The following is an 18,656-nucleotide window of genomic DNA, read 5'->3' as shown; positions in this document are numbered from 1 at the left end:
TGGAACCGAGGTTCCAAAAACTTGCGTCCCGAAGTAGCCCCTCTAGCAACTCGCTGTGACACGCTTTTTTTCAGATGTCTCAGTCCAGAGGTTGCCAAACGTCTATTTTTGGGAAAATCTCCCCGTATGGCGTGCCTAAGTCCATCTAGCTATCCATGGTTTGTGTGGGAGCAAAATGACCTTTTTCAGATTTTACCGACCGCGTGCAGTTTTGCCTGTAATTACTCGCATGATTCAGGTGATAGATGTGCAACCCCTGATACCCCCCGGCCTCCGCTTCTATGAATCCCCAAACCCATCATGGTGCATTCCCAATGACCCGATGGAGCGTGGTGCTTACGCTCCGCGATGAAGGCGACGCCCCCCGTGGACGACTGGCCTTGGATGAGCTCTGTCGGATCTATTGGCGGCCGGTTTATTCCTATGCCCGCTATCAGGGCCTCTCGCCAAGTGATGCCGAGGACCTGACTCAGAGCTTTTTCAGTTATGCCCTGGAGAAAGATCTGTTTTCAGCCGCCGACTCCACCCTGGGCAAAATGCGCAATTACCTGCTGACCGCCTTCGGTCGCCACATCAAGCACTGGCAGCGCCAAAACAATGCCCAGAAACGTGGTGGAGGGCGGGACATCATCTCCATCGAAGCCTCCCAGGCTGAGAATGAGATCACCATCGACCCCGCAGACCATCGCACGCCGGAGAGCATCTATCAGCGCCTCTGTGCCCTGCGCATCATTGAGGCCGCCGTCGATCAATTGGCCATCGAGCAGACTGAGGCCGGAAAAGGTGAACAATTCAATCTGCTGCGCAGTCGGCTAGACCCCTCCCAGGCGGGCTCCGGCAACGATGCTGAACTAGCGGCGCAGCTGGGCCTCAGCCATGATGCCGTGCGCCAGTCCATCTCCCGGCTGAGGAAGCGCTTCCGGGAGATCATGCGTGACCTTGTGGCGGCCACTCTGTCAGATCCCAGTGAAGAATCGGTGCAGGAGGAGCTCTCCGCGCTGAGAAATGCCCTGGTGAGCTAGGGAATCGGGGCAGCACCCGTGCGTGGCCGGATTTTTCCGAAAAAAAGTGTGTCACAGCCGGGAAACAACGGCATAACCCCATCCAGCAGAAGGCCATTGTGCCCGCAAGCTAACTCACACAACACCTACAAAACACCAAAATCACTACTATGAGCCCAGTCTCAATCACAATGGCAGGAGTTAACATTCTGCGCTTCACCATGCCTCTTGCCCAGGCAGGCACCGAAGAACAGCTCGCAGGCAATATGAGCGGTGTGGTCAGCATTCTGAACATGGTCGGCCTTGTGCTTGCCTTCGGGGGTCTGCTTTTCTCCGCCGTGATGTTCATGATGGGTCAAACCGAGCGCGTGCTTTACGGCCTGGTCGGCGCTGGTATCGGGGGTCTGTCCTTCATCATCGTCAAAGTGATGTTCAACTCTTCCGGCGGCACGGAGAACATCGAGAACATCAACATGGGCGGCGATAACTAAGCCTCCATCGCGGTTTCTTACACTTTTCCGGGCGTGGTGGTCAAACCCCACCCGCCCGGAACAACGTCTCATCCCACGCCACCGCCATGGAGCAACAAGGTATCCGCCTGCATGAAACCAACGAAGGCCGCGAAACCCAGCAGGGCATCGCCGGATTCGAGGGTCTCAATGCCCTCTTCTTCATGTTCGCGCTCGGCTTGGCGATGTTGATCTTCCGCAAATACGCCAGCGGCACCAATCCCAACATGCTTTTGGCGATCGGGCTGGCATCCATCCCGCTCATCATCGTTTCAGCTTATTGCTTTGGGCTGAAGCAAGGCAAGCCCCCCTCTTACGATGTGGAGCTGGGCGAGTGGCTCATCATTAAAGCAAGCAAAAACCCTTATTTCTCACCTCGTCAGGTGGAGCCGATGTCTCTGCCCTGGCTGACGGAATCGAGCAAAGAAAAGTCCGATATCTAATTTTCCGATGGCGAAGTTCGTGAATTCTTACCTGGATGAGGACCTCATCATCTACCGGGGTCTCTCCCGGGGCGGCGCCATCGGCAAGGGCTACAATGTGGAGATGCCCGACACGGAAAACACCGACGCGAGTTGGCTCATGTCCCTGGAGGACAACCTGCGCGTCCTGCTCCGTCTGATCCGCCCAGAGCTACGTCTGCAAGTGGCCTGGAGTGTGGACAGTGACTACCGTAAGGAACTGGAACGTTATCGGCAGAAGACGGAGGAACTTCCGCAAGACCGCTGGTCCACCCGCCAACGGGAAGAACGCTACCGTCGCTACGACAGCAAGATCAAAGACCATCTTCTGCGCCGGGAACACCTGCAATTTTACTACACCTCACGCGTCCAAGGCCGCACCATGGGTGGCGGGCGCCAATATTATGAAGAACTGCTGCAAGCGGCCAAGCGTGAGCAGGCAGAGCTGGAGGAGGCCCTGCGCCAGCAGCTCGGCAGCCTCGGTGGCCGGGTGTCTCCCATGGATAACATGGAGCACTTCGAGGCCTTCTACCGTTACTTCAATCCCAGTGCCTTTGAGAATGAGGCCCTGAAGCTCGAAGACATCTACGACCCCTCCAAGACGGTTTGTGAGATGTGCTTCAACAGTGATGCCGCGCCGTATCGGATGGGCTCCTCCACCTTCAAGATGGATGGCTTTTATCAAGGCATCGCCGTGATGAAGACGCTGCCCAAGTTCACCTACATCGGCATGATGCGACAGCTCACGCAGATGGACATCCTGGACTATCAGATCGTGGCCAACATCGAGGCCGGGGATGTGGAAAAAGACCGTGTGTCCACGGAAAAGAAAGTGGCGCGCCTGGAGCGCGGTAAGCTCACGCCGTCCCTCGAAGCCACCCTGATGAAGCTGCGGACCCGAATCCGCCGCCTGACCACCAACGAGGTCGTGCCCTACCGCATGCACCTCATCGTGCGCGTGTGGGACCGCAACCCGGACGTCTGCGCCAGCAAGCTCTCCGCGCTGAAAAACTCCATCCTCAAACTCGGCGGTGCCCAGTCCTATGAGCCCACCCTGCCCACAAGCGTGCGCAACTATTGGCAGCTCTGCATGCCCGGTTGGACCTGGGCGAAATACGATGACTTCAAGCTCTACGTCGAGGACGTGAACCTCGCGGATCTGCTGCCCGTCTCTAGCACGCCGACCGGTGACCTGGCGGAAGCGGAAGCGATCTATGACGGACCTCGTGGGGCTCTGGTCGGCACGACGACTTTCGTCGGTAAAGAGGGCTCCATGCGTCCCGAGCACGGCATCATGTTCGGGGCTTCCGGTGCAGGTAAATCTGTCTTCACCATCGACCTTCTCACGCAGACCGCGCCTTACTACGACTACACGGCCATCGTGGAAGAAGGTCTGTCGTATAACCTCTTCACCCGCCTCTACGGCTGCAAGCCCATCATCGTGCAGCCGAACGGTAACCTGACTTTCAACTACTTCGACACGCGCGGCCTACCTTTGAGTTCAGATCAACTCGGGGGAGCCACTGCAATCGCTCACCTGATGGCGGGACCGCCGCCAGACATTGACAAAGACCGCATCCGCCAGGCACTCCTCTCCAAACAGATCGAGCGCATCTACGTGGATCAGTTTGAAACCTGGGCAGGAAAAAATGCTGAAGGCCGCTTCGAGGCCGCCCGGCGGGTGCGCATCGCGGAGGAGTGGAAGCGCCGCAAGATGACTCCCGGCACCGTCTTGTCAGATGCTTGGTTAGACTTCAAGGCCGAGATGATCGAAGGCAACGCCGAGGCCGTGGACATCAATCACATGGAGATCGATCCTGGCGTGATCGAAGACTATCTCAATAACCCCGGCAACCAGTGGGATCTGATGAGCATGGGCTACACGCTCATGAAGGCGGAGGACATGCCCACACACAGCCAGTTTGTGGAGCTTCTGAATCTGGAAAGCCGCCAGCGCCGCGCTCATGAAGACCTCGGGCTGCTGCGCATGCTGCTGGAACCCTGGAGCCGCACCGGCCGCTACGGCGCCATTCTCGATGGCGTCAACAACGTCGATCTCAGCGGGAAAGTGGTGCACTTCGAGCTCTCTTACATCCCCGAGTCGGCCAAAGAGTTGCGCACCGTCGCCGCCTTCCTGATCACCAATGACCTGCGCAAGGAGATCATGAGCCGACCACGCTCCACGCGTAAGCGCGTCATCCTGGAGGAGCTCTCCGCCTTCCTGGCCATGCCGGATGGGGACCGCATCACCCGTGAGTATTACGAACGTATGCGTAAATACTCTTGCTGGGTCTTCTCCATCATTCAGCAGTTCCAGCGTATCAAAGACCACCCGGTGCGCTCCTCCGTGGTGGGAAACTCCCGCGTCATGTTCATGCTGAAGCAGCCTGACCAGCGTGATGTGGAGAGCATGAGTGAAGGCTTCCGCATCCCCTCCATCACCAAGCGTCAGGTCACCAGCTTCCCCGATCCCTCGGAGATGAAGTCGGACCCCTACGCCTCCTTCGTCTATTACCACGAAGCCACAGGCCGCCCACGCATCGCCATCGGTCGCCACCAGGCCTCCAAGGAGATGATCCTGGCCTCCGCCACCTCTGGAGAAGCCTTTGAGCGACAGAATGAAGAGCTCAAAGAGTTCGGGGGAGATGCCTTCAAGATGATCCTGAGTCAAGCCAAGTCAAAAGCATGAAACAACCACTCCTCCCTCTCCTGTGTCTCTGCCTCGCGCTGGCCTCCTGCGCGAACAGTGATGGAACCATGAACAAGGGTCTGCTGGGCGCGGCCACCGGTGGCCTCTTGGGCGCCTTGGTCGGAGACAATCTCCTCAAAGACGACAAGAACGGGTCCTCGTCTTCCAGCAGCGGCGGCAGCAGTGGCAGCGGCTCCTCCTCCAACGACGACAGCTTCTTTGACGAGAATACCGGCCTCATCTCCGGTGCCGTGGCAGGCTACGCCGCAGGGGCCATTAGCGACAGCATGGCCAAAAACGAAGTGCGTCAGAAATACCTCGACGGGTATAACAAAGGCCGCAGCGACGCCATCAAGGAACTCTACTGGGTGAAGCGGGATGCCGAGCGCGCCACCGAAGAAGCCCCCGTGCAGCGTCGTTATTATGAAGTGCCCGTGCCTGAGCATGTGACCACCGATGGAGTCCTCGTCGAGCCACGCAAGGTCGTCATCGAAGTCGTCGAATAACCGTTTTTCCTCCCGGACAGACCTAACAGCAAACATAACCAAGCCATGAAAACATCCGCCTTGATTTTCAGTGCCGTGCTGGTGACAGCCGGAGCCTTTGCGCAGGGGACCGTCGTCGTCTCCAGCGCTCCCACCCTTGAGATGGGTCAATCCGAACTGAACGCCAAGCTGACCCAGATTCTCAGCGAGGCCGAGAAGCAAAATGAAAAACTTCAGAGCAGTCTGGACCGGCTGGGTGATCCGGCCGCCGTTAACCTCGCTTCGGTCAATATCATCAAGCAAGACATGCTCAAATCCTCTGGCTCGCTGAAGACCCAGGACGAACAACGCGCAGCGATGACCGGAATCACTGGGGCTGAGGCCTTCAACGACGATGCTATGGGGGTGATGGAAGCCATCGGCAGTACCATGACCCGCAACGATGGCGTGGAGATCGACCGTGACCCCGCCCGCTACCGCATGGAGTCTGCGATGATGGAGCAGATCCGCGAGTTCCGTGATGTGCGTGAGAAAGCGCTTCAGCGCAAGAAGACCCTGACCGACGAGATGTCTGCCGTCGTCGATGAGCTGGAAGAAGCCAAGGATCTGGCCACCATTCAGAAACTCAATGCCATGCTCGTGCTCCTGCGCGGTCAGGTGGAGGAATGCAACCAGACCATCCTCATCGCCCAAGCGGATGCGGAAATGGCCCAAAAAGAACTGGTAAACACGGCTCAGATCATCAGCAAAGGCAAACAGGAAGAACTCGTGATCAAAGACGATACCAGCGACCCCAATGCCCCGCCACGCGTCCCGACCACCGCCGGCCCCTTCGGGGGTGTGGGTGAGGGCGGCACAGCACGCCCTCTGATCCCCAATTTGACCTGGGGCCGTAGAGGCGCCGCCACCCCTGACGAAGAAGAATAGCCGGCCTGCCTCCGCCTCGTTTGAGCAGCCCATCCTAAATCAGCCCCATCATGGACTTCGACCTCTCCGTCTTTTATGACAATCTGGCAGATGTCTGCGAGCGCTGCAGTAACGTGCTCCAGGTCTTCGCTTTCGTCATCATCCTGGCTGCGCTTCTGGTTCATGTGTATCGGGGTATGATCGGCGGGGACCTGTCTGGGATCGTCAAGCACATCGTGGTTTCCGGCATCCTGGTCTCCATCATGCCCTTCTACGGCCCCTGGATGCTGTCCACTCAAGCCACCTTGGGTAATGATCTCCTTCAAGCGCTGGGGGTGGACCCGCTCTCCATGCTGATCAACCTCGGCAGCAGCTTTGCTGAAGCCCCCTTCGATACGGGCAGCGCTCCTGAAATTGTCCTGGGTATCTTTGATCCCATGGTCTGGGTGGAATACTACGTGAATCTCGTCTGCGCCTGGTTCATGGCCGTCATGTCCATCATCATGTATATCGGCTTCTGGCTTGGCTTTCAGATCCAGATCATCGCCATCTATCTGGGCAGTGCCGCCGGCTCGCTTTTCCTAGCCATGCTGGTCTTCGAGCAGTCCCGGGATACCGCAGTGAAATACCACATCGGCATGATCTCCATCTGCTTCTGGCCGCTCGGCTGGGGTCTGGGAATGCTCTTTGCTCAGGCTCTCGCAGATACCGGTCCTGATCTCGTTGAAAACATCCTCAGCCCGGTGGCGGCCATCGCTCTCATCGGCACGATCATCACCGCTTCCGGCAGTTCCATCATTTTGATCCTCGTCGTTCTCTGGATGCTCGTGACCTTGTTTGTGGCACCCAAGGTCGTCAGCAAGGCCATCACCACCGGTGCGCAGATCGGCATGGGCATCATGTCTGGCGGTGTCAGCATGGCTGGCGCTGGTGTCCAGGCCGCCTCCGGGGCCGCGATGGCCGTCGGTGGTGCCGCCCTGACCGCGACAGGTGCTGGAGCCGCTGTCGGTGTCGGCATGATGGCCGGCGGTGCGGGGGCCATGGGTAGCGCTGCCAGCACAGCAGCCAAGGCGGGTAGTTAATCTTTTTGAAGAGCGATATTGATGAAAGGCGTCACAGACATGTTCATAGCCAAGGACAAGATGGCCATCTTTTGGTTTCTTGTCACCTGCGGCTGCATTCTCGGCACAGGCTGGTATCTGCAAAAGCTGGCTGTGGAAGGCCGTGGCCGCATGCTCTACGTGCCGCTGGAAAGGCACGATCTGTATCTGGACCGGGACATGAAGCCCCAGGACCTCAACGAGGTGGTGGACTATCACACCCGTCTGATTGTGGAAACGCTGCTCAACCGAGGCCCCCGTGGCCCGGTCTCTCCAGACCGTATCGGCATGTTATTTTACGGCAACGCCTTCGATCAAATCACCGCGGATATTCAAGAGAAGAACTACGACTTCCGCACCAGGCAGATCCATCAGATGGTGGAACTCGGGCCAGTGAATGTGGTGCATAACCCCGATGGCAGTGCCGTGACCAGCACCTCGGGGCAGGTCATTCGCGTCAGCGTGGACCCCGTTTTGAAAGAAAGCGTCATTCAGACTTACGCCGTGGATGTCACGCTTCAGCTCCGCCGCAATCCGAACCTACGTGACAACAAGCGGTTCGTGTTCGTCTGCCAAGACGTCAGTTATGCGATGCGAGAGACCTCCAGCTCACTCCCCGCCGATGCTCAGCAACCCGCCAATTCAGCCCAGAAGCAATGACTGCTGACCCGCCCAAAAAAAGACGAGCGATCGACACCTTGGTCGCTAGAGATCAGACGGCGGTCTTCTGGTTCGTCGTGGCTTGTATCACCGCAGGCCTCTGCGCCTGGTATCTCGTCATCATGTCAGACGAGCTCAAAGCTCGCCCTCCGTTCGTCGTCATGGATGGAAACGGCGCCTACTACGTCGCTCCAGGCTTGAACTACAATGCCATGGCGCCCATGCATCTCAGCCTGACGGAGTTAGCGGTCGAAGCGCTCTTTGAACGTGAGCCCAACGGCATCGTGCACTCCAAGCGTTTACCCTATCTCTGCACTAAAACGGGTTGGGGGATCTTGAAGAAGAAAATCGAGTCTGAAGCCCGCTACTTCAGCCAGCAGAACGCCACGCAAACCGTCACCATCGAATCCCGCAAGATCCTCGGCACGGGCAGCACCATCGCCCTCACCGAAGCCAAAGGCACCGTTCGTCGCCGCAGCTTCTTCAACAACAGACCCCAGGAAGAGACTTACACCTTCTACATTCAGTTCTTCTGGAGACTGAATCCGGACATCCGCCGTAACAAAGCCTTCCCATCCGTCATCGACGGAGTGCCCAAGTATCAACTGGAGAAAATCAGCGATTCATGAGACGTGCCCGACTGTTGATTCTGAACCTATGCTTTCCCGTGCTCCTGGCCCTGGCCACGCCGCTCTGGGCCCAGGTGCAAACCGGGCGTGAACTGGTGATGCTGGACGCCCGTAACAACGTGCATGACATCGCCATCAATGCCACGGTGGCGACCACCATCACCTTCCCGGAAAAGATCACCCTGCTGACTGGCTTTGGCCTAGTCACCGACCCCAATGCCGGCAGCCAGTTGACCCAATCCAAAGTGGCCCTCGTTCACTATGAAAACGTGGCCGATGACACCCTTGTGGTTCGCCTCGTGAAACCTGGTGATCCCTGCCACGCCACCCTGCGCACGAACCGCCACATTTATCTGCTGCGCTTCGTGCCTTCAGAAGCGGCCAACCTCGCCGTCATCGTCCCGCCCCCGGAGGAGAAAAATGCCGCCGTCCCGGTCTCCGGTGAGCAAGTGGTACAAAACCGCATCCACTTCGACTCCGAAGAACTCGTCGGCATGCTGAGCAAAGTGAAAAGCCGCAAGGCCCTCCAGACCCTCAACCCCGGCCTCTTCTCCGGCTGGCAGGAGCGCAATGGCTTGGACATGGCCAGCACCTCCAACGGCGTGAAGGCCAGCATCTACGAGATTCACCGGAATCCGGCCAAAGATCTAATGGCCTTCCGCTGCTGGCTCACCAACGACGGTACGGAAACCTATGAATTCGAGCCCACCTCCGTGCGTGTCCGTGTGGGTGAGCGCACGTATGACGCTCAGCTTGTCGATTGCAGTGGCCTCGTGCCTCCGGGTAAGCAGGTGCCTATGGATGTGGTGCTACAAGGCGGCCCTGGCGGGGTCCGTGAGGGCCTTTCCATCAACCAAGATTTCCGCATCGAGCTGCCCGCTCCTGGGCGCACGCAAATCTCCAATGCTCTGTTTGGCAATGCTTCCGCTGAGGATGGCAAGTAACCTTTCGAACTCCTCCCTCCCATGACCAAACACCTTCAAAAACCTGCCGTGCAGATGGGCCTCCTGGCCTTGGTTGTGGCTGTTGCCGGAGGAGCTTTTTATCTGACGCAGAGACAACCGGCGCCCGTCAACGCGGCTCCCAAATCTGCCGGTCCCCAAGCTCAAACCCCCATAGAGGAAAAGACCGTGGGACTGGGTGAAAAACGCACCGCCAGTGTCGGGAGTGAGCAGCAGGTGGATAAATTCATGGTGCCACCCGCTAAAAAGGCTGCACCACCGCCCCTCATCAAAACCCAAAGCAACTCGGGCAAACAGCAGAAGGCACCGCCCTTTCCTAAGTTGGTGCACATCGACAAACCGGTGCGGCAGAAGTATCAGGCCAAGGAGCCCAAGCTCTTCGCACCGCGGGGCCTGCTGATCAAAGCCGCCCTCGTCATCACCGTGGATTCCTCGTCTCTGGAGACCCCCGTGCTGGCGCTGGTCACCGAGGATGTCTATTGGAATCGCAAGCTCATCCTCCCTGCAGGCACTCAAGTGCAGGCGAAAGCCGGCCAAGGACGCACGCGTGACCGCATCGAGGTGAAAGGCACCTTCACCTTCGTGTGGGCGGACGGTCGTGAATACAACATCAGCGGCGTGGCCCTGGATCATGAAAGACTGCCCGATGGCTCCTACGGCCTAACCGATGGTTCTGCGGGTATCCGCGGCCAGATCGTCAAGAACGATCAATATGCGGAACTGAAGATCCTGGTGGCGGAGGCCCTGGAAGGCATCATGAACAACAAGCAGGATCAGTTTCAGACCATCTATGGCCTGGTCCCGCAAAACACCAGCCGCAACGCCGCACTCGGCGGCGGTTCTCAGGCCGCTTCAGCCTACTCCGGCATGCTGACCAAGAAGCTGGAGCAGGACCTCGACTTTGTGCGCGTCAGTGCGGGCACTCAGTTTTACATTTACACTCAGGACGTCTTCGAGCCCGAGTTGGCCAGCATCGCCGGACTGGCCCAAGGCAACAAGCCGACCTCCAGCTGGCAATTGGCCGAGGAAGCCTACCTGCGCGCACAATCGGAGTTCGCCGCCGCCACCTCTGAGGCGGAGCAAGTCTCTGTCGCCACCCGCAAAGCGGAAGAAGAGAGACGCACGGCGGAGCGCGCCGCCCGTGTCGGTCGCCTGCTGGATTCCGATTCAGGCGACTTCAGTTCCGCCACCCCCGATCTCAGCTCCAGTCCTAGTTCCACGCCATGACCGCTATCACCCGCTCTACCCTTGCCGTTGCCGCCGGACTTTTGCTCGGTGCCTGCTCCAGCCAGGAAGTCTCCCTGCCGGATGATCCCCTGGCTTTCCCCATTGAGGCGCAGGAACCCGCCTACATTCCCACTTACTCCACCACGGTGGTCAAAGGCTGGCCCAAGGGCCGTGCGCTCGATCCTTATGATCGCTCTCGCGTCCGCCTGGGCGAAGAAGTCCACAGCTATCACGTTGGTCGCTTGCCCAGCAAAGACCGCCGTGAAATGCATGAGGCGCACACCGTGTATCGCGTGGAGCAAGATGCCCGCTGGGATACCCGCCTGCCTGCCACCCCCATGGAGTCACGCGGTGTCGTGCTAGGTGTGGTGGAACCCTCACGCAATGAAGTGCCCAAGGACTCCATCGTTGCCCAGGAGCGCCAGAGCTTGATGGCGAAGAGCCAAGCTCTCCAGGCCACCATGACCCGCCTGAACAGCCTCCAGCAAGACCTGGAAAAGAAAAAGGCTCAGTTTGAAAAAGCTGAGGAAGAGTCCAAGCAGATCGAAGCCCATCTGTCCCAGACTATCCAAGAGCGCAATGTGCTAAAGGAGCAACTGGCTAAAGCCGCCGAACGGATCGAGGAACTGGAGTCTCTGGATCGCCTGCGTCCCCGCTCCGCCTCACAGGGCATCAACTCCGGCGGTAACAAAAAGTAAATCAACCAGAACCCGCCTTCTCGACCCCCTCCCGCTAACGACGCATGGCTGACCTCGAACACATCCGTGGCCTCCCTCCCTTCCTGAACGAACGGATCATCGGCCAAGATCATGTGATTCCTAAAGTCGTGCCCATCATCCAAAACGGTGAATTGGGCTTGAGCGATGCGGGGCGGCCTAAAGGCACGTTCCTCTTTCTCGGCCCCACGGGTGTGGGTAAGACGGAGATCACCCTGCTGATCACCGAATACATCTTCAAAGATGTGAACAAGCACTGCATCCGCTTGGACATGTCTGAATACCAGAACCAGGAATCGCTCGGCCTGTTGCTTGGACAAGGGGAGGGCAGCCGGGGAAACTTGGGCCGCTTCTATGACCGGGCCGAGGGCCGTGGTGTGCTGCTCTTTGACGAAATCGAAAAAGCCCATCCGCGTGTCTTGGACATCTTCCTCCAGGTGCTGGATGCGGGCCGCATCACCGTCGCCAGTGGGGAGACACTCAACCTGTGTAATTTTTACATCGTCGCCACCTCCAACATCGGTGCCGATGCCCTGATGGAGCTGAAGAACAGCCCCATGGCCACCGTGGAGCGTTTCATCGAAGACCTGGCCGCCGCAGAGTTGCGCCCGGAAGTGCTCGCTCGTTTCAACGTCCGCTGCGTCTTCCAAAAACTCGGCTACAACGCCCAAAAGCAGATCGCCAACATCATGCTCAATAAGGAGCTGAAAAACTTGCGGGGCAAAGGCTATGAACTGAATGTAGGCCCTGGAGTGTTAGACCTCCTGGTCGCCCAGGGGGTCGAGCCTCGTCTCGGGGTGCGGCGCATGCGCACGACCGCCGAGAGCAATTGCCGCCATGCAGTGCGCGAAGCTCTGATGGCAGGCCGCCCTACCTCCGGAACACTCGTCGCTGAAAATGGACATCTGGTCATCCATCCGTGACTTCTACCGCCGGTGGAAGCGGGAGATCCATCTCTACGGCACGGGTTTCCTCCTTTTTTCCAGCGCCCTGATCACCAACCGGCTCATCGCGGGCTTGATCATCCTCGTCCTCACCCTGCTGATCGATGCCATGCATCGCTGGGGAGAGGAGTTCCGCATGCGTGGTGAGTCCGTCATGGAGGAGCGGAAAAAACGCAATCGAGAACTCATCGGGGATCTCGCCGCCAAATGGCTCACGCCAACGCCCGCTCAAGAAGAGGCACCGCCCCACCTTCCTGCCACGACGCGAGTGATCCCCCGCCCCGCGCTGGCAGAGGAAGACCTTCCTGAAAGCCCCTCCCACATCCGAGAGCCTGAAAAACCTGCCCCTGTTGTGATGCCGCCCGTCACACATGACACGTGAAGGGCTAATCCCCTTTTGACCGAGCCTTTGCTTCTCCCTCTATGCCCGTTGCTCCTGCCGCCTCCATTCTCCGTCAGATGCCCCTGTTTCGCTTGCTCGGGGGGCTCTTCCTGCTGCTTTGGCAGGTGGGCTGCTCCACGCCGCCTGCCTTCCTCGCCAATGATGACCTCATCCCCGTGGGCAGCCGCATCGAGTTTTGGGTGGATCACGATGATCATGGTTGGGTAAAATCCAACATCCACATCGCCTACCTGCCGCGTGTCATGACCGGAGCTGAAGCCCGCCGCTGGGCCGAAGGCGTGGGCGACCGCGATGCAGGGCTCAAATGGACCCGCTTTTATCTCATCATCACCCACCCGGAACCTGAAGCCAAACAATACCGCAGTGCCGTCTTCCCCATGCGGGCTCAGCCCCATGAGATGACGGGTGCAGCCACTCCCGTTCGCCTTCGTTAATCCTCCACCCTACTGAACACCCATGTCCGACAACCCCGTCTCAGCCGCCGCCGAAGAACTGAAAAAATGGCTCGAGGTTCTCGAGAAGATCCTCAACAAAATGGAGTCCGATAAGCTCTCCGCTGCTAAAGCGAAGCTGGATGGAGACCGTTTTGATGCCATGCTCAAGGAGCTCAAAGGCATCAAGGAAGGCCTGGATAAAGCTCCCGACGGCCCGGGCAAAGACGCCGTCAGCAAAGACGTCGATAAGGCCCTCGATAAGCTTAACGACCACGGCAATAAGACGGGTCACGGCATGGGTCAGAAGAAGGGCTTCGACAATAAGTTCAAGGCTTCAGATGATAAATCTCAGGTCAACGCTCTCGGCAACTCCCAACAAAAAGCCGTCAAAACACCGCCCATCAAAATCTCTAGCGGTAAGGGCTTTTGAGTCCCCTGCTTTGACTTAGCGCCATGGCCACTCCACCTCCCAGAAAGAAAGTGGACTCCATCCGGGATCTGGATGGCGATGGCATCATTGACGGCGGCGATGATCCCTCCCTGGATCTGGACCGGGATGGGCGTATCGATGCAGGCGACCGAGAGATCTATGACCTGGACAATGACAACGACATTGACGCCAAAGACCGTCAGCTCCAGGCTGAGCAAGGCAGCCCCGCTGAGGAGCAGGAACAGACGCTCAGCGTCCGAGCCGCTCTAGAATTGGAAAAAAAGACCCACCAATCGCAGTCAGATCTCTCCAACTCGGTCTCCCAGACCGGGTTCCGTCAAAAATAAGACCCGCGACGGCTCCCAGGCAGGCTTGTTAGGTCTGCCTCAAACCTCAAGCGTGGAAGCTCTCAACGCATCAAGGCCCGTCTTCAGGTAGCACGGGGAAAGCTCTTCGTTATTTGAAGGGATTGAGCTTCTTGAAAGTCTCGCCGGTCTTCTGGAGGAAGGTCGGCTCTTCTTTCTGAGCCTGGCGGCGACGATAGGTGCCGCCCGAACCACCACCACCGGAAGGGGCACTCCAATCGGGCTTGTCAGGCTCTGCGGAAAGACTCAGGGCTGCCAGGGTCGGCACATCCAGCAGACCATTCGCGACCAATCCCTCCCTGACCTGGAAGAGGACGATGGCATTGTGAGTGCCTTTACCTTCTTCACCGTCCAAGGTGGAGGTGTAGAGGCCCTTTTCTTTCAGAGCACTTTGCGTCCTGTAGAGAAGATACTTTTTACCTTTGGGACTGTAGGTCGCAAACGGTGGCACCGGGAAAATCTGATCCATGGTCCAGAAACCGGAGGGCGGCTGAGGTAGATCCGGCTGGAGGAGCTGCGGGCTACCCGGAGGGATCTCCACCCCAGGAGGAAGAGGGAAGGTCTGTGTGGCTGCGCCTGGGGAAGGCGGATTCATCGAGGCCAGAGCCGTGCTGGTCGCATTGGCAGCATCGGGCGAGAGGGCCATCCCTCCAGCCACGATAGAAGGTGCCGGTGCGGACTCACCTCCAGGCATGTTCGGCAAGGCGGGTGGTGGGGCGTCTCCAGTATTCGGTGCTGGCTGCGTCGTATTCCCTGCCACGCTGGATGATTCGGGCACGGTCTGAGCAGGGGCCATGGCGGTGGCCGGTCCCGTAGGGGTGGCACCCGCATCTGATGCCGGAGGACTGTCTTGAGTCGGCGTCGTATTCGCCATCAAGCCGCCTGCAGGCACAGGTGCGGTGGCTTCAGGTCCAGTCGGCGGGGCTTCATCGGGCTTGGCTGTCGTGCCAGCGGTCACAGGAGGGGCATCCGGCTCAGCCTTCGGCATGTCAGCCACCACCACTTTTTCAGGGGCATTTTCTTTCTCCTCACTCGGCGTGGTTTCCACATCGGCGGGTTTTGAAGCCATCGCAGGGGTATCAGGCGCATTCTCCTCACCGGAGCCATTCATCAGGAAATAGGCCCCCGCAGAGCCTCCGAGGACAATCGCCGCTGCAGCCGCCACCAGAGGCAGGCGAGCCGGTTTGCTCTCAGCCGCAGCTCGGGCATTGGCCGCTGCGTAGGAACCCGTGCGCACCGTCACCGTGGCCGGGCGGATGCCGAGCATCTCCGCCAGAGCACCTGCGCAGCTTGGCCGCATGGCCGGATCTTTATGCAAGCAGGCTGCAATCGCGTCTTCCCAAAGTTTAGGCACGAGGTCAGAACCACCGATATCTAGCTCCAGACGCCGCTCCTGCATGGAAGGCGGGATCTTGGAATTGATCTGGGTGGGCAGGTCTCCTCGATAGAAGGGCGGTTTGCCACTGAGCAGTTCGTAAATCGTCGCTCCCAGAGAATAAACATCATCCGTCGGCATGGGTCGCTCACCCATGGCCTGCTGTGGGCTCATGTAAGGGAGGGTGCCACTGGTGCCAATGTGCGCCGCAGAAAGACGGCTCATGGTATCCGATAAACTGCGGGCGATGCCAAAGTCGGCAATCTTGGCCACGGCATCGCTTGAGGTCAGCATGATATTCGCGGGCTTGAGATCCCGGTGAATCAGGCGGCGTTGGAAGTGGGCGTAATCTAGAGCATCACAGACGCCCAGCAGCCATCCAGAAAGTTCATCGACAGAGAAGACACCGTGCTCAGTGGTCATCCGCAGTTCCGATAGCGTCTTGCCATCGACAAACTCCATCGAAATGGCCGCCGCATCTTCATCATCCACAAAGTCATAGATGCGGACGATGTTGGGGTGAGAAAGCTCCAGGCCACGACGGGTCTCCGTCTTCAACTCCTTCACCGCCGCAGGGTCCAGGCCGATCAGGCTGGGCAGGAACTTCAGGGCCACGGGCCGCTCCAGCTTCGTATCTTCGGCCAACCAAACGACCCCCATGCCACCACGCCCAAGCACACGATCCAAGCGATAACGGCCAAAGGCCATCATGCCACTTCCTGGGGCCTTGATCCTGATCGTCTGATCAAAGTCAACCTCAGCACCGCCACTCGCAGGCAAGGTATGCGAAGTGACCCCCACGGATGGCGGGACGGCTACGTTGCCAGGTCCTGATGGAACGGTATTTGCCATGATGAAACGAACAGAGGGGAGAAACTAGCTTTCTGATTCGATGGTCAAGGGTTGGCCAGTGTAGGGGCAGGAAGTGCACCTGTCATCGGAATATTTCACCTCATGGGGCTACGATTTCAACGATGCATCTGAAATGCCTTTTTTGAGAAATCTGTGACATAAAACGTCGGATGTTACTGAAGGATGCTTTTTGCAATTTTCACAGCAACATCCACACCAGTTAGACTCACCAATCTCTTTTAGAAAAAGACTGTGGGATGGGTGTCAGAAAGCCCTTCCCTCGTGTCAGCGATTCACCAGATCCACCACCTTATCATTCATCTGGCGCAGGCGCTTTGACAGACAGGTGGTGATCCGGCTTAGCAGGCGATAAGCCACTTTGGGATTGGCGCCATGAAGGCGATCTAGACTGTCCTTCGTGATCAGCCAAACCTCCGCCTCCGTAGCGGCACACACGGTCGCACTCGCCGGACCAGGATCAAAGATGCTGACCTCTCCGAGTGAATCTCCTGACTCCAGGGTGGCCACCTTTTTGTTCATGCCATCGACATCCTGATAGACCTCCAGCTTGCCTTTCAGCAGCAGATACAAATGGTCATTTTCATCCCCCTGTCGGATGACCACCTCCTCGGCCTGATAACCGCGTGAGTCACCGAAGCTGGAAAGCAAGCTGAGTTCGTTGGCACTGAAATTGGCGAGCAGGGGGGTGAGAGAAGGCATGGTGAGGAAAAGCGGTGATGAAGTTACGATGGAAGCGGTTGATTTGAAACGATTTTCGCCTCAGCCGATGAAACAGAGAAGGCTTGCTTCAGAGAAGCCGGTTAAATATCGAGGGCAGGAGCCGCATCGCCTGACAGGGGGCCGTAAGAACGGAGAGCTGCAAGGGCGTGTCGATTCCATGAGGAGCTTAACCAACACTGACATTGGCGGATTGTTGCTGGTTCTGGGCTGCGTTTCTGCGATCTGCCCGAAGCTTGATTTTATCGTCCTGGGCTTTGACCTTATCTCCGAGTTTATCGACCTTGGCTGCGTTTTTGGCGATGCGATCCTCCAGTTTGTTAGCAGCCTTGATCTCGTCGATTTCGTTGGCAATGTCGATCTGTTGCTTTGAGCCCAACTTCGTCGGGTCATACTGCTTCTGCAATTCCGCCAGTCGGGCGTCACGCGTTTGCCGGGGATCGAGATCCCCCATGGCTTGCAACTGACTGTCAAGTTTGGCCTGATGATTTTGGCGCTTTTCGAGCTGCTTTTCCAACCGTTCCAGCTTCACTTGATCCACCTTATCCGTAATGGTGGCCTTCAGATTACTAGCCGCATTGCTGACACGATCAGCCGCCCCCCGCAGCATGTCCCGCACGCTGGTTTTAGGCGTGGCCACGGCCTGCTGAGCATTATCATCGCCAGCAACCAGTCCCGTGCCCGTGCCGATCACTTGGCGGTTCTCGTTCTGTGCGTAGGCTTGGGTATCATTCATGAACTGCCGCATGCCAGTCTGGTGTGCACCCGAGTCGAGCATGTCTAGGTGATCCACCCCCGAAGAGGTCTGCACGCTGACGCTGCCCCCCTCGGCCCGGAAGGTGTCGATCAGCGGGGTCATGTGCCGGTTATTGTCATTACCGAAGTCTTCCTGCGTGTCATAGGTAGCACTGATCGGCATCTTGGCATCCACCGGCTGGCCTGCGACCCGCTGAGTGATATCGACGGCCAAGGGAATATTGTCCCAAGTCTCCGTAAGCTGGCGTTTTTCCACGAGTGAGGCCAGCGGGCCCATAGCCTTATCAATGCCTTCCTTCTGCGCCATACGGGCGGAGCTGAAGCCGGAGGTGATATGCAAACCGGCGGCGTCAGGATTATTAGCCGCCGCAAAGGTCGCCAAATGGCTACCCTGGGAATAGCCTGAGTAGGCTTGTTGATCCAGACTGATGCCGAGGTCCTGCGCGAGGTGATTCTGCACCTGATCCACGAACTGATGGGCCATCTCTTCATTCACTCCCTCTGGATAATCGAAGGCAGCGAAACCCATGCCTCTTTCCTTCGCATCCTCTGCCATTTGTTGGATGGCTTTCTCATAACCTGGATCCGCTCGATCAAAGTTGCTACCGCCGAAAAAGACCACCGTCGGCTGGCCAGGCTGCGGAGGAAGGACCCAGCCTTCGACGGTCTGTGGCGTCCCCCCCGGGGGCTGAAACTGCATCTTATCAATGGCCATCTGACTGTTGTTCATGGCCAGCCTACCATTGGCATCCCGCATACCTCGGCCCTGATCGTCACGGATAACATTATTGGCGAGTTGAGGCGGGGCTAGGTCCGTGTTAGAGACGAAACTGCCTAGCATGGCCGCCTGGGCCTGTTGATTAGCCGCCATGCCCAAGGCCGCGCGCAGCGGCTTAGTCACCGTGGTAGCGGCCTGTTTGATGAAGGAATTATTCTGTGCAGCGGCTTCGCTGATTGCGTCTCTGTCGGCCATAATCGGGATCTGGGGGGTAGGGATAAGAGGAGGAGAAAAGT

General features: G+C 58.2%; 20 protein-coding genes. 17 read left to right on the top strand and 3 right to left on the bottom strand.

All coding sequences use genetic code 11. The annotated features are described in order from the left end of the window. Positions 1-281: 281 nt before the first annotated feature. The 17 genes from B5D61_RS20775 (at position 282) to B5D61_RS20695 (ending at position 13,903) form a co-directional block, all read left to right on the top strand. On the top strand, positions 282-1,022 hold the full coding sequence (locus B5D61_RS20775) for an RNA polymerase sigma factor (RefSeq protein WP_139373400.1): 741 nt from the start codon (positions 282-284) through the stop codon (positions 1,020-1,022). Positions 1,023-1,222: 200 nt separating this feature from the next. Beyond that, a complete protein-coding gene (locus tag B5D61_RS20770) occupies positions 1,223-1,492 on the top strand; it encodes a hypothetical protein (protein ID WP_139373399.1) in 270 nt (89 codons plus the stop codon). Positions 1,493-1,578: 86 nt separating this feature from the next. Further along, positions 1,579-1,953 carry a hypothetical protein gene (locus B5D61_RS20765; RefSeq protein WP_078815365.1) on the top strand — a complete coding sequence of 125 codons (375 nt, stop codon included), beginning with the start codon at positions 1,579-1,581 and terminating at the stop codon, positions 1,951-1,953. Positions 1,954-1,960: 7 nt separating this feature from the next. Then, positions 1,961-4,660, top strand: a complete 2,700-nt coding sequence (locus tag B5D61_RS20760; protein ID WP_078815364.1) for a TraG/VirB4 family ATPase — start codon at positions 1,961-1,963, stop codon at positions 4,658-4,660. After that, on the top strand, positions 4,657-5,166 hold the full coding sequence (locus B5D61_RS20755; protein WP_078815363.1) for a hypothetical protein: 510 nt from the start codon (positions 4,657-4,659) through the stop codon (positions 5,164-5,166). The genes B5D61_RS20760 and B5D61_RS20755 overlap by 4 nt, the downstream gene beginning before the upstream one ends. A gap of 45 nt (positions 5,167-5,211) precedes the next feature. Next, positions 5,212-6,072, top strand: coding sequence for a hypothetical protein (locus tag B5D61_RS20750; RefSeq protein ID WP_078815362.1), 861 nt, complete (start codon positions 5,212-5,214; stop codon positions 6,070-6,072). A gap of 50 nt (positions 6,073-6,122) precedes the next feature. Then, entirely contained in the window at positions 6,123-7,133 is a 1,011-nt protein-coding gene (locus B5D61_RS20745; protein ID WP_078815361.1) for a hypothetical protein, read from the top strand. A gap of 21 nt (positions 7,134-7,154) precedes the next feature. Further along, the gene (locus tag B5D61_RS20740; RefSeq protein WP_078815360.1) at positions 7,155-7,811 is read left to right on the top strand and encodes a hypothetical protein; all 657 of its coding nucleotides are present in this window, start codon (positions 7,155-7,157) and stop codon (positions 7,809-7,811) included. After that, positions 7,808-8,440 (top strand): hypothetical protein, encoded by a 633-nt coding sequence (locus tag B5D61_RS20735; RefSeq protein WP_078815359.1) that lies wholly within the window; start codon positions 7,808-7,810, stop codon positions 8,438-8,440. Before B5D61_RS20740 ends, B5D61_RS20735 begins: the two co-directional genes overlap by 4 nt. Then, entirely contained in the window at positions 8,437-9,384 is a 948-nt protein-coding gene (locus B5D61_RS20730) for a hypothetical protein (protein WP_078815358.1), read from the top strand. Before B5D61_RS20735 ends, B5D61_RS20730 begins: the two co-directional genes overlap by 4 nt. A gap of 21 nt (positions 9,385-9,405) precedes the next feature. Next, the gene (locus B5D61_RS20725) at positions 9,406-10,629 is read left to right on the top strand and encodes a TrbI/VirB10 family protein (protein WP_078815357.1); all 1,224 of its coding nucleotides are present in this window, start codon (positions 9,406-9,408) and stop codon (positions 10,627-10,629) included. Next, the gene (locus B5D61_RS20720) at positions 10,626-11,327 is read left to right on the top strand and encodes a hypothetical protein (protein ID WP_078815356.1); all 702 of its coding nucleotides are present in this window, start codon (positions 10,626-10,628) and stop codon (positions 11,325-11,327) included. Before B5D61_RS20725 ends, B5D61_RS20720 begins: the two co-directional genes overlap by 4 nt. Before the next feature lie 44 nt (positions 11,328-11,371). Beyond that, positions 11,372-12,268: an AAA family ATPase gene (locus tag B5D61_RS20715; RefSeq protein WP_078815355.1), complete on the top strand. Its 897-nt coding sequence runs from the start codon at positions 11,372-11,374 to the stop codon at positions 12,266-12,268. Further along, positions 12,243-12,671, top strand: coding sequence for a hypothetical protein (locus tag B5D61_RS20710; protein WP_078815354.1), 429 nt, complete (start codon positions 12,243-12,245; stop codon positions 12,669-12,671). Before B5D61_RS20715 ends, B5D61_RS20710 begins: the two co-directional genes overlap by 26 nt. 41 nt (positions 12,672-12,712) lie before the next feature. Then, positions 12,713-13,126 (top strand): hypothetical protein, encoded by a 414-nt coding sequence (locus B5D61_RS20705; RefSeq protein ID WP_078815353.1) that lies wholly within the window; start codon positions 12,713-12,715, stop codon positions 13,124-13,126. 22 nt (positions 13,127-13,148) lie between these two features. Continuing rightward, on the top strand, positions 13,149-13,556 hold the full coding sequence (locus B5D61_RS20700) for a hypothetical protein (protein WP_078815352.1): 408 nt from the start codon (positions 13,149-13,151) through the stop codon (positions 13,554-13,556). 23 nt (positions 13,557-13,579) lie between these two features. Then, a complete protein-coding gene (locus tag B5D61_RS20695; protein ID WP_078815351.1) occupies positions 13,580-13,903 on the top strand; it encodes a hypothetical protein in 324 nt (107 codons plus the stop codon). A gap of 109 nt (positions 13,904-14,012) precedes the next feature. Here the strand turns inward: B5D61_RS20695 and B5D61_RS20690 are convergent, their stop codons facing one another. From B5D61_RS20690 to B5D61_RS20680, 3 genes are all read right to left on the bottom strand, one after another. Further along, a complete protein-coding gene (locus B5D61_RS20690; RefSeq protein WP_078815350.1) occupies positions 14,013-16,148 on the bottom strand; it encodes a serine/threonine-protein kinase in 2,136 nt (711 codons plus the stop codon). Between the two features lie 285 nt (positions 16,149-16,433). After that, positions 16,434-16,868, bottom strand: coding sequence for a cyclic nucleotide-binding domain-containing protein (locus B5D61_RS20685; protein ID WP_078815349.1), 435 nt, complete (start codon positions 16,866-16,868; stop codon positions 16,434-16,436). Between the two features lie 187 nt (positions 16,869-17,055). Next, positions 17,056-18,615, bottom strand: coding sequence for an alpha/beta hydrolase family protein (locus tag B5D61_RS20680; protein ID WP_078815348.1), 1,560 nt, complete (start codon positions 18,613-18,615; stop codon positions 17,056-17,058). Positions 18,616-18,656: the final 41 nt, after the last annotated feature.

Origin of the sequence: Prosthecobacter debontii, assembly GCF_900167535.1 — a bacterium.
Taxonomy (GTDB): Bacteria; Verrucomicrobiota; Verrucomicrobiia; order Verrucomicrobiales; family Verrucomicrobiaceae; genus Prosthecobacter; species Prosthecobacter debontii.
Note: the sequence above shows the minus strand (reverse complement) of the source record. Positions and strands in the feature narration are given on the sequence as shown.

Bases quoted from the DNA above. Each gene is read 5' to 3' on its own strand.
- B5D61_RS20775 (WP_139373400.1), top strand. From the start codon at position 282: ATGAATCCCCAAACCCATCATGGTGCATTCCCAATGACCCGATGGAGC.
- B5D61_RS20770 (WP_139373399.1), top strand. From the start codon at position 1,223: ATGCCTCTTGCCCAGGCAGGCACCGAAGAACAGCTCGCAGGCAATATG.
- B5D61_RS20690 (WP_078815350.1), bottom strand. From the start codon at position 16,148: ATGGCAAATACCGTTCCATCAGGACCTGGCAACGTAGCCGTCCCGCCA.
- B5D61_RS20700 (WP_078815352.1), top strand. From the start codon at position 13,149: ATGTCCGACAACCCCGTCTCAGCCGCCGCCGAAGAACTGAAAAAATGG.
- B5D61_RS20680 (WP_078815348.1), bottom strand. From the start codon at position 18,615: ATGGCCGACAGAGACGCAATCAGCGAAGCCGCTGCACAGAATAATTCC.
- B5D61_RS20710 (WP_078815354.1), top strand. From the start codon at position 12,243: ATGGACATCTGGTCATCCATCCGTGACTTCTACCGCCGGTGGAAGCGG.
- B5D61_RS20695 (WP_078815351.1), top strand. From the start codon at position 13,580: ATGGCCACTCCACCTCCCAGAAAGAAAGTGGACTCCATCCGGGATCTG.
- B5D61_RS20740 (WP_078815360.1), top strand. From the start codon at position 7,155: ATGAAAGGCGTCACAGACATGTTCATAGCCAAGGACAAGATGGCCATC.
- B5D61_RS20715 (WP_078815355.1), top strand. From the start codon at position 11,372: ATGGCTGACCTCGAACACATCCGTGGCCTCCCTCCCTTCCTGAACGAA.
- B5D61_RS20735 (WP_078815359.1), top strand. From the start codon at position 7,808: ATGACTGCTGACCCGCCCAAAAAAAGACGAGCGATCGACACCTTGGTC.
- B5D61_RS20765 (WP_078815365.1), top strand. From the start codon at position 1,579: ATGGAGCAACAAGGTATCCGCCTGCATGAAACCAACGAAGGCCGCGAA.
- B5D61_RS20760 (WP_078815364.1), top strand. From the start codon at position 1,961: ATGGCGAAGTTCGTGAATTCTTACCTGGATGAGGACCTCATCATCTAC.
- B5D61_RS20750 (WP_078815362.1), top strand. From the start codon at position 5,212: ATGAAAACATCCGCCTTGATTTTCAGTGCCGTGCTGGTGACAGCCGGA.
- B5D61_RS20685 (WP_078815349.1), bottom strand. From the start codon at position 16,868: ATGCCTTCTCTCACCCCCCTGCTCGCCAATTTCAGTGCCAACGAACTC.
- B5D61_RS20725 (WP_078815357.1), top strand. From the start codon at position 9,406: ATGACCAAACACCTTCAAAAACCTGCCGTGCAGATGGGCCTCCTGGCC.
- B5D61_RS20720 (WP_078815356.1), top strand. From the start codon at position 10,626: ATGACCGCTATCACCCGCTCTACCCTTGCCGTTGCCGCCGGACTTTTG.
- B5D61_RS20745 (WP_078815361.1), top strand. From the start codon at position 6,123: ATGGACTTCGACCTCTCCGTCTTTTATGACAATCTGGCAGATGTCTGC.
- B5D61_RS20755 (WP_078815363.1), top strand. From the start codon at position 4,657: ATGAAACAACCACTCCTCCCTCTCCTGTGTCTCTGCCTCGCGCTGGCC.
- B5D61_RS20705 (WP_078815353.1), top strand. From the start codon at position 12,713: ATGCCCGTTGCTCCTGCCGCCTCCATTCTCCGTCAGATGCCCCTGTTT.
- B5D61_RS20730 (WP_078815358.1), top strand. From the start codon at position 8,437: ATGAGACGTGCCCGACTGTTGATTCTGAACCTATGCTTTCCCGTGCTC.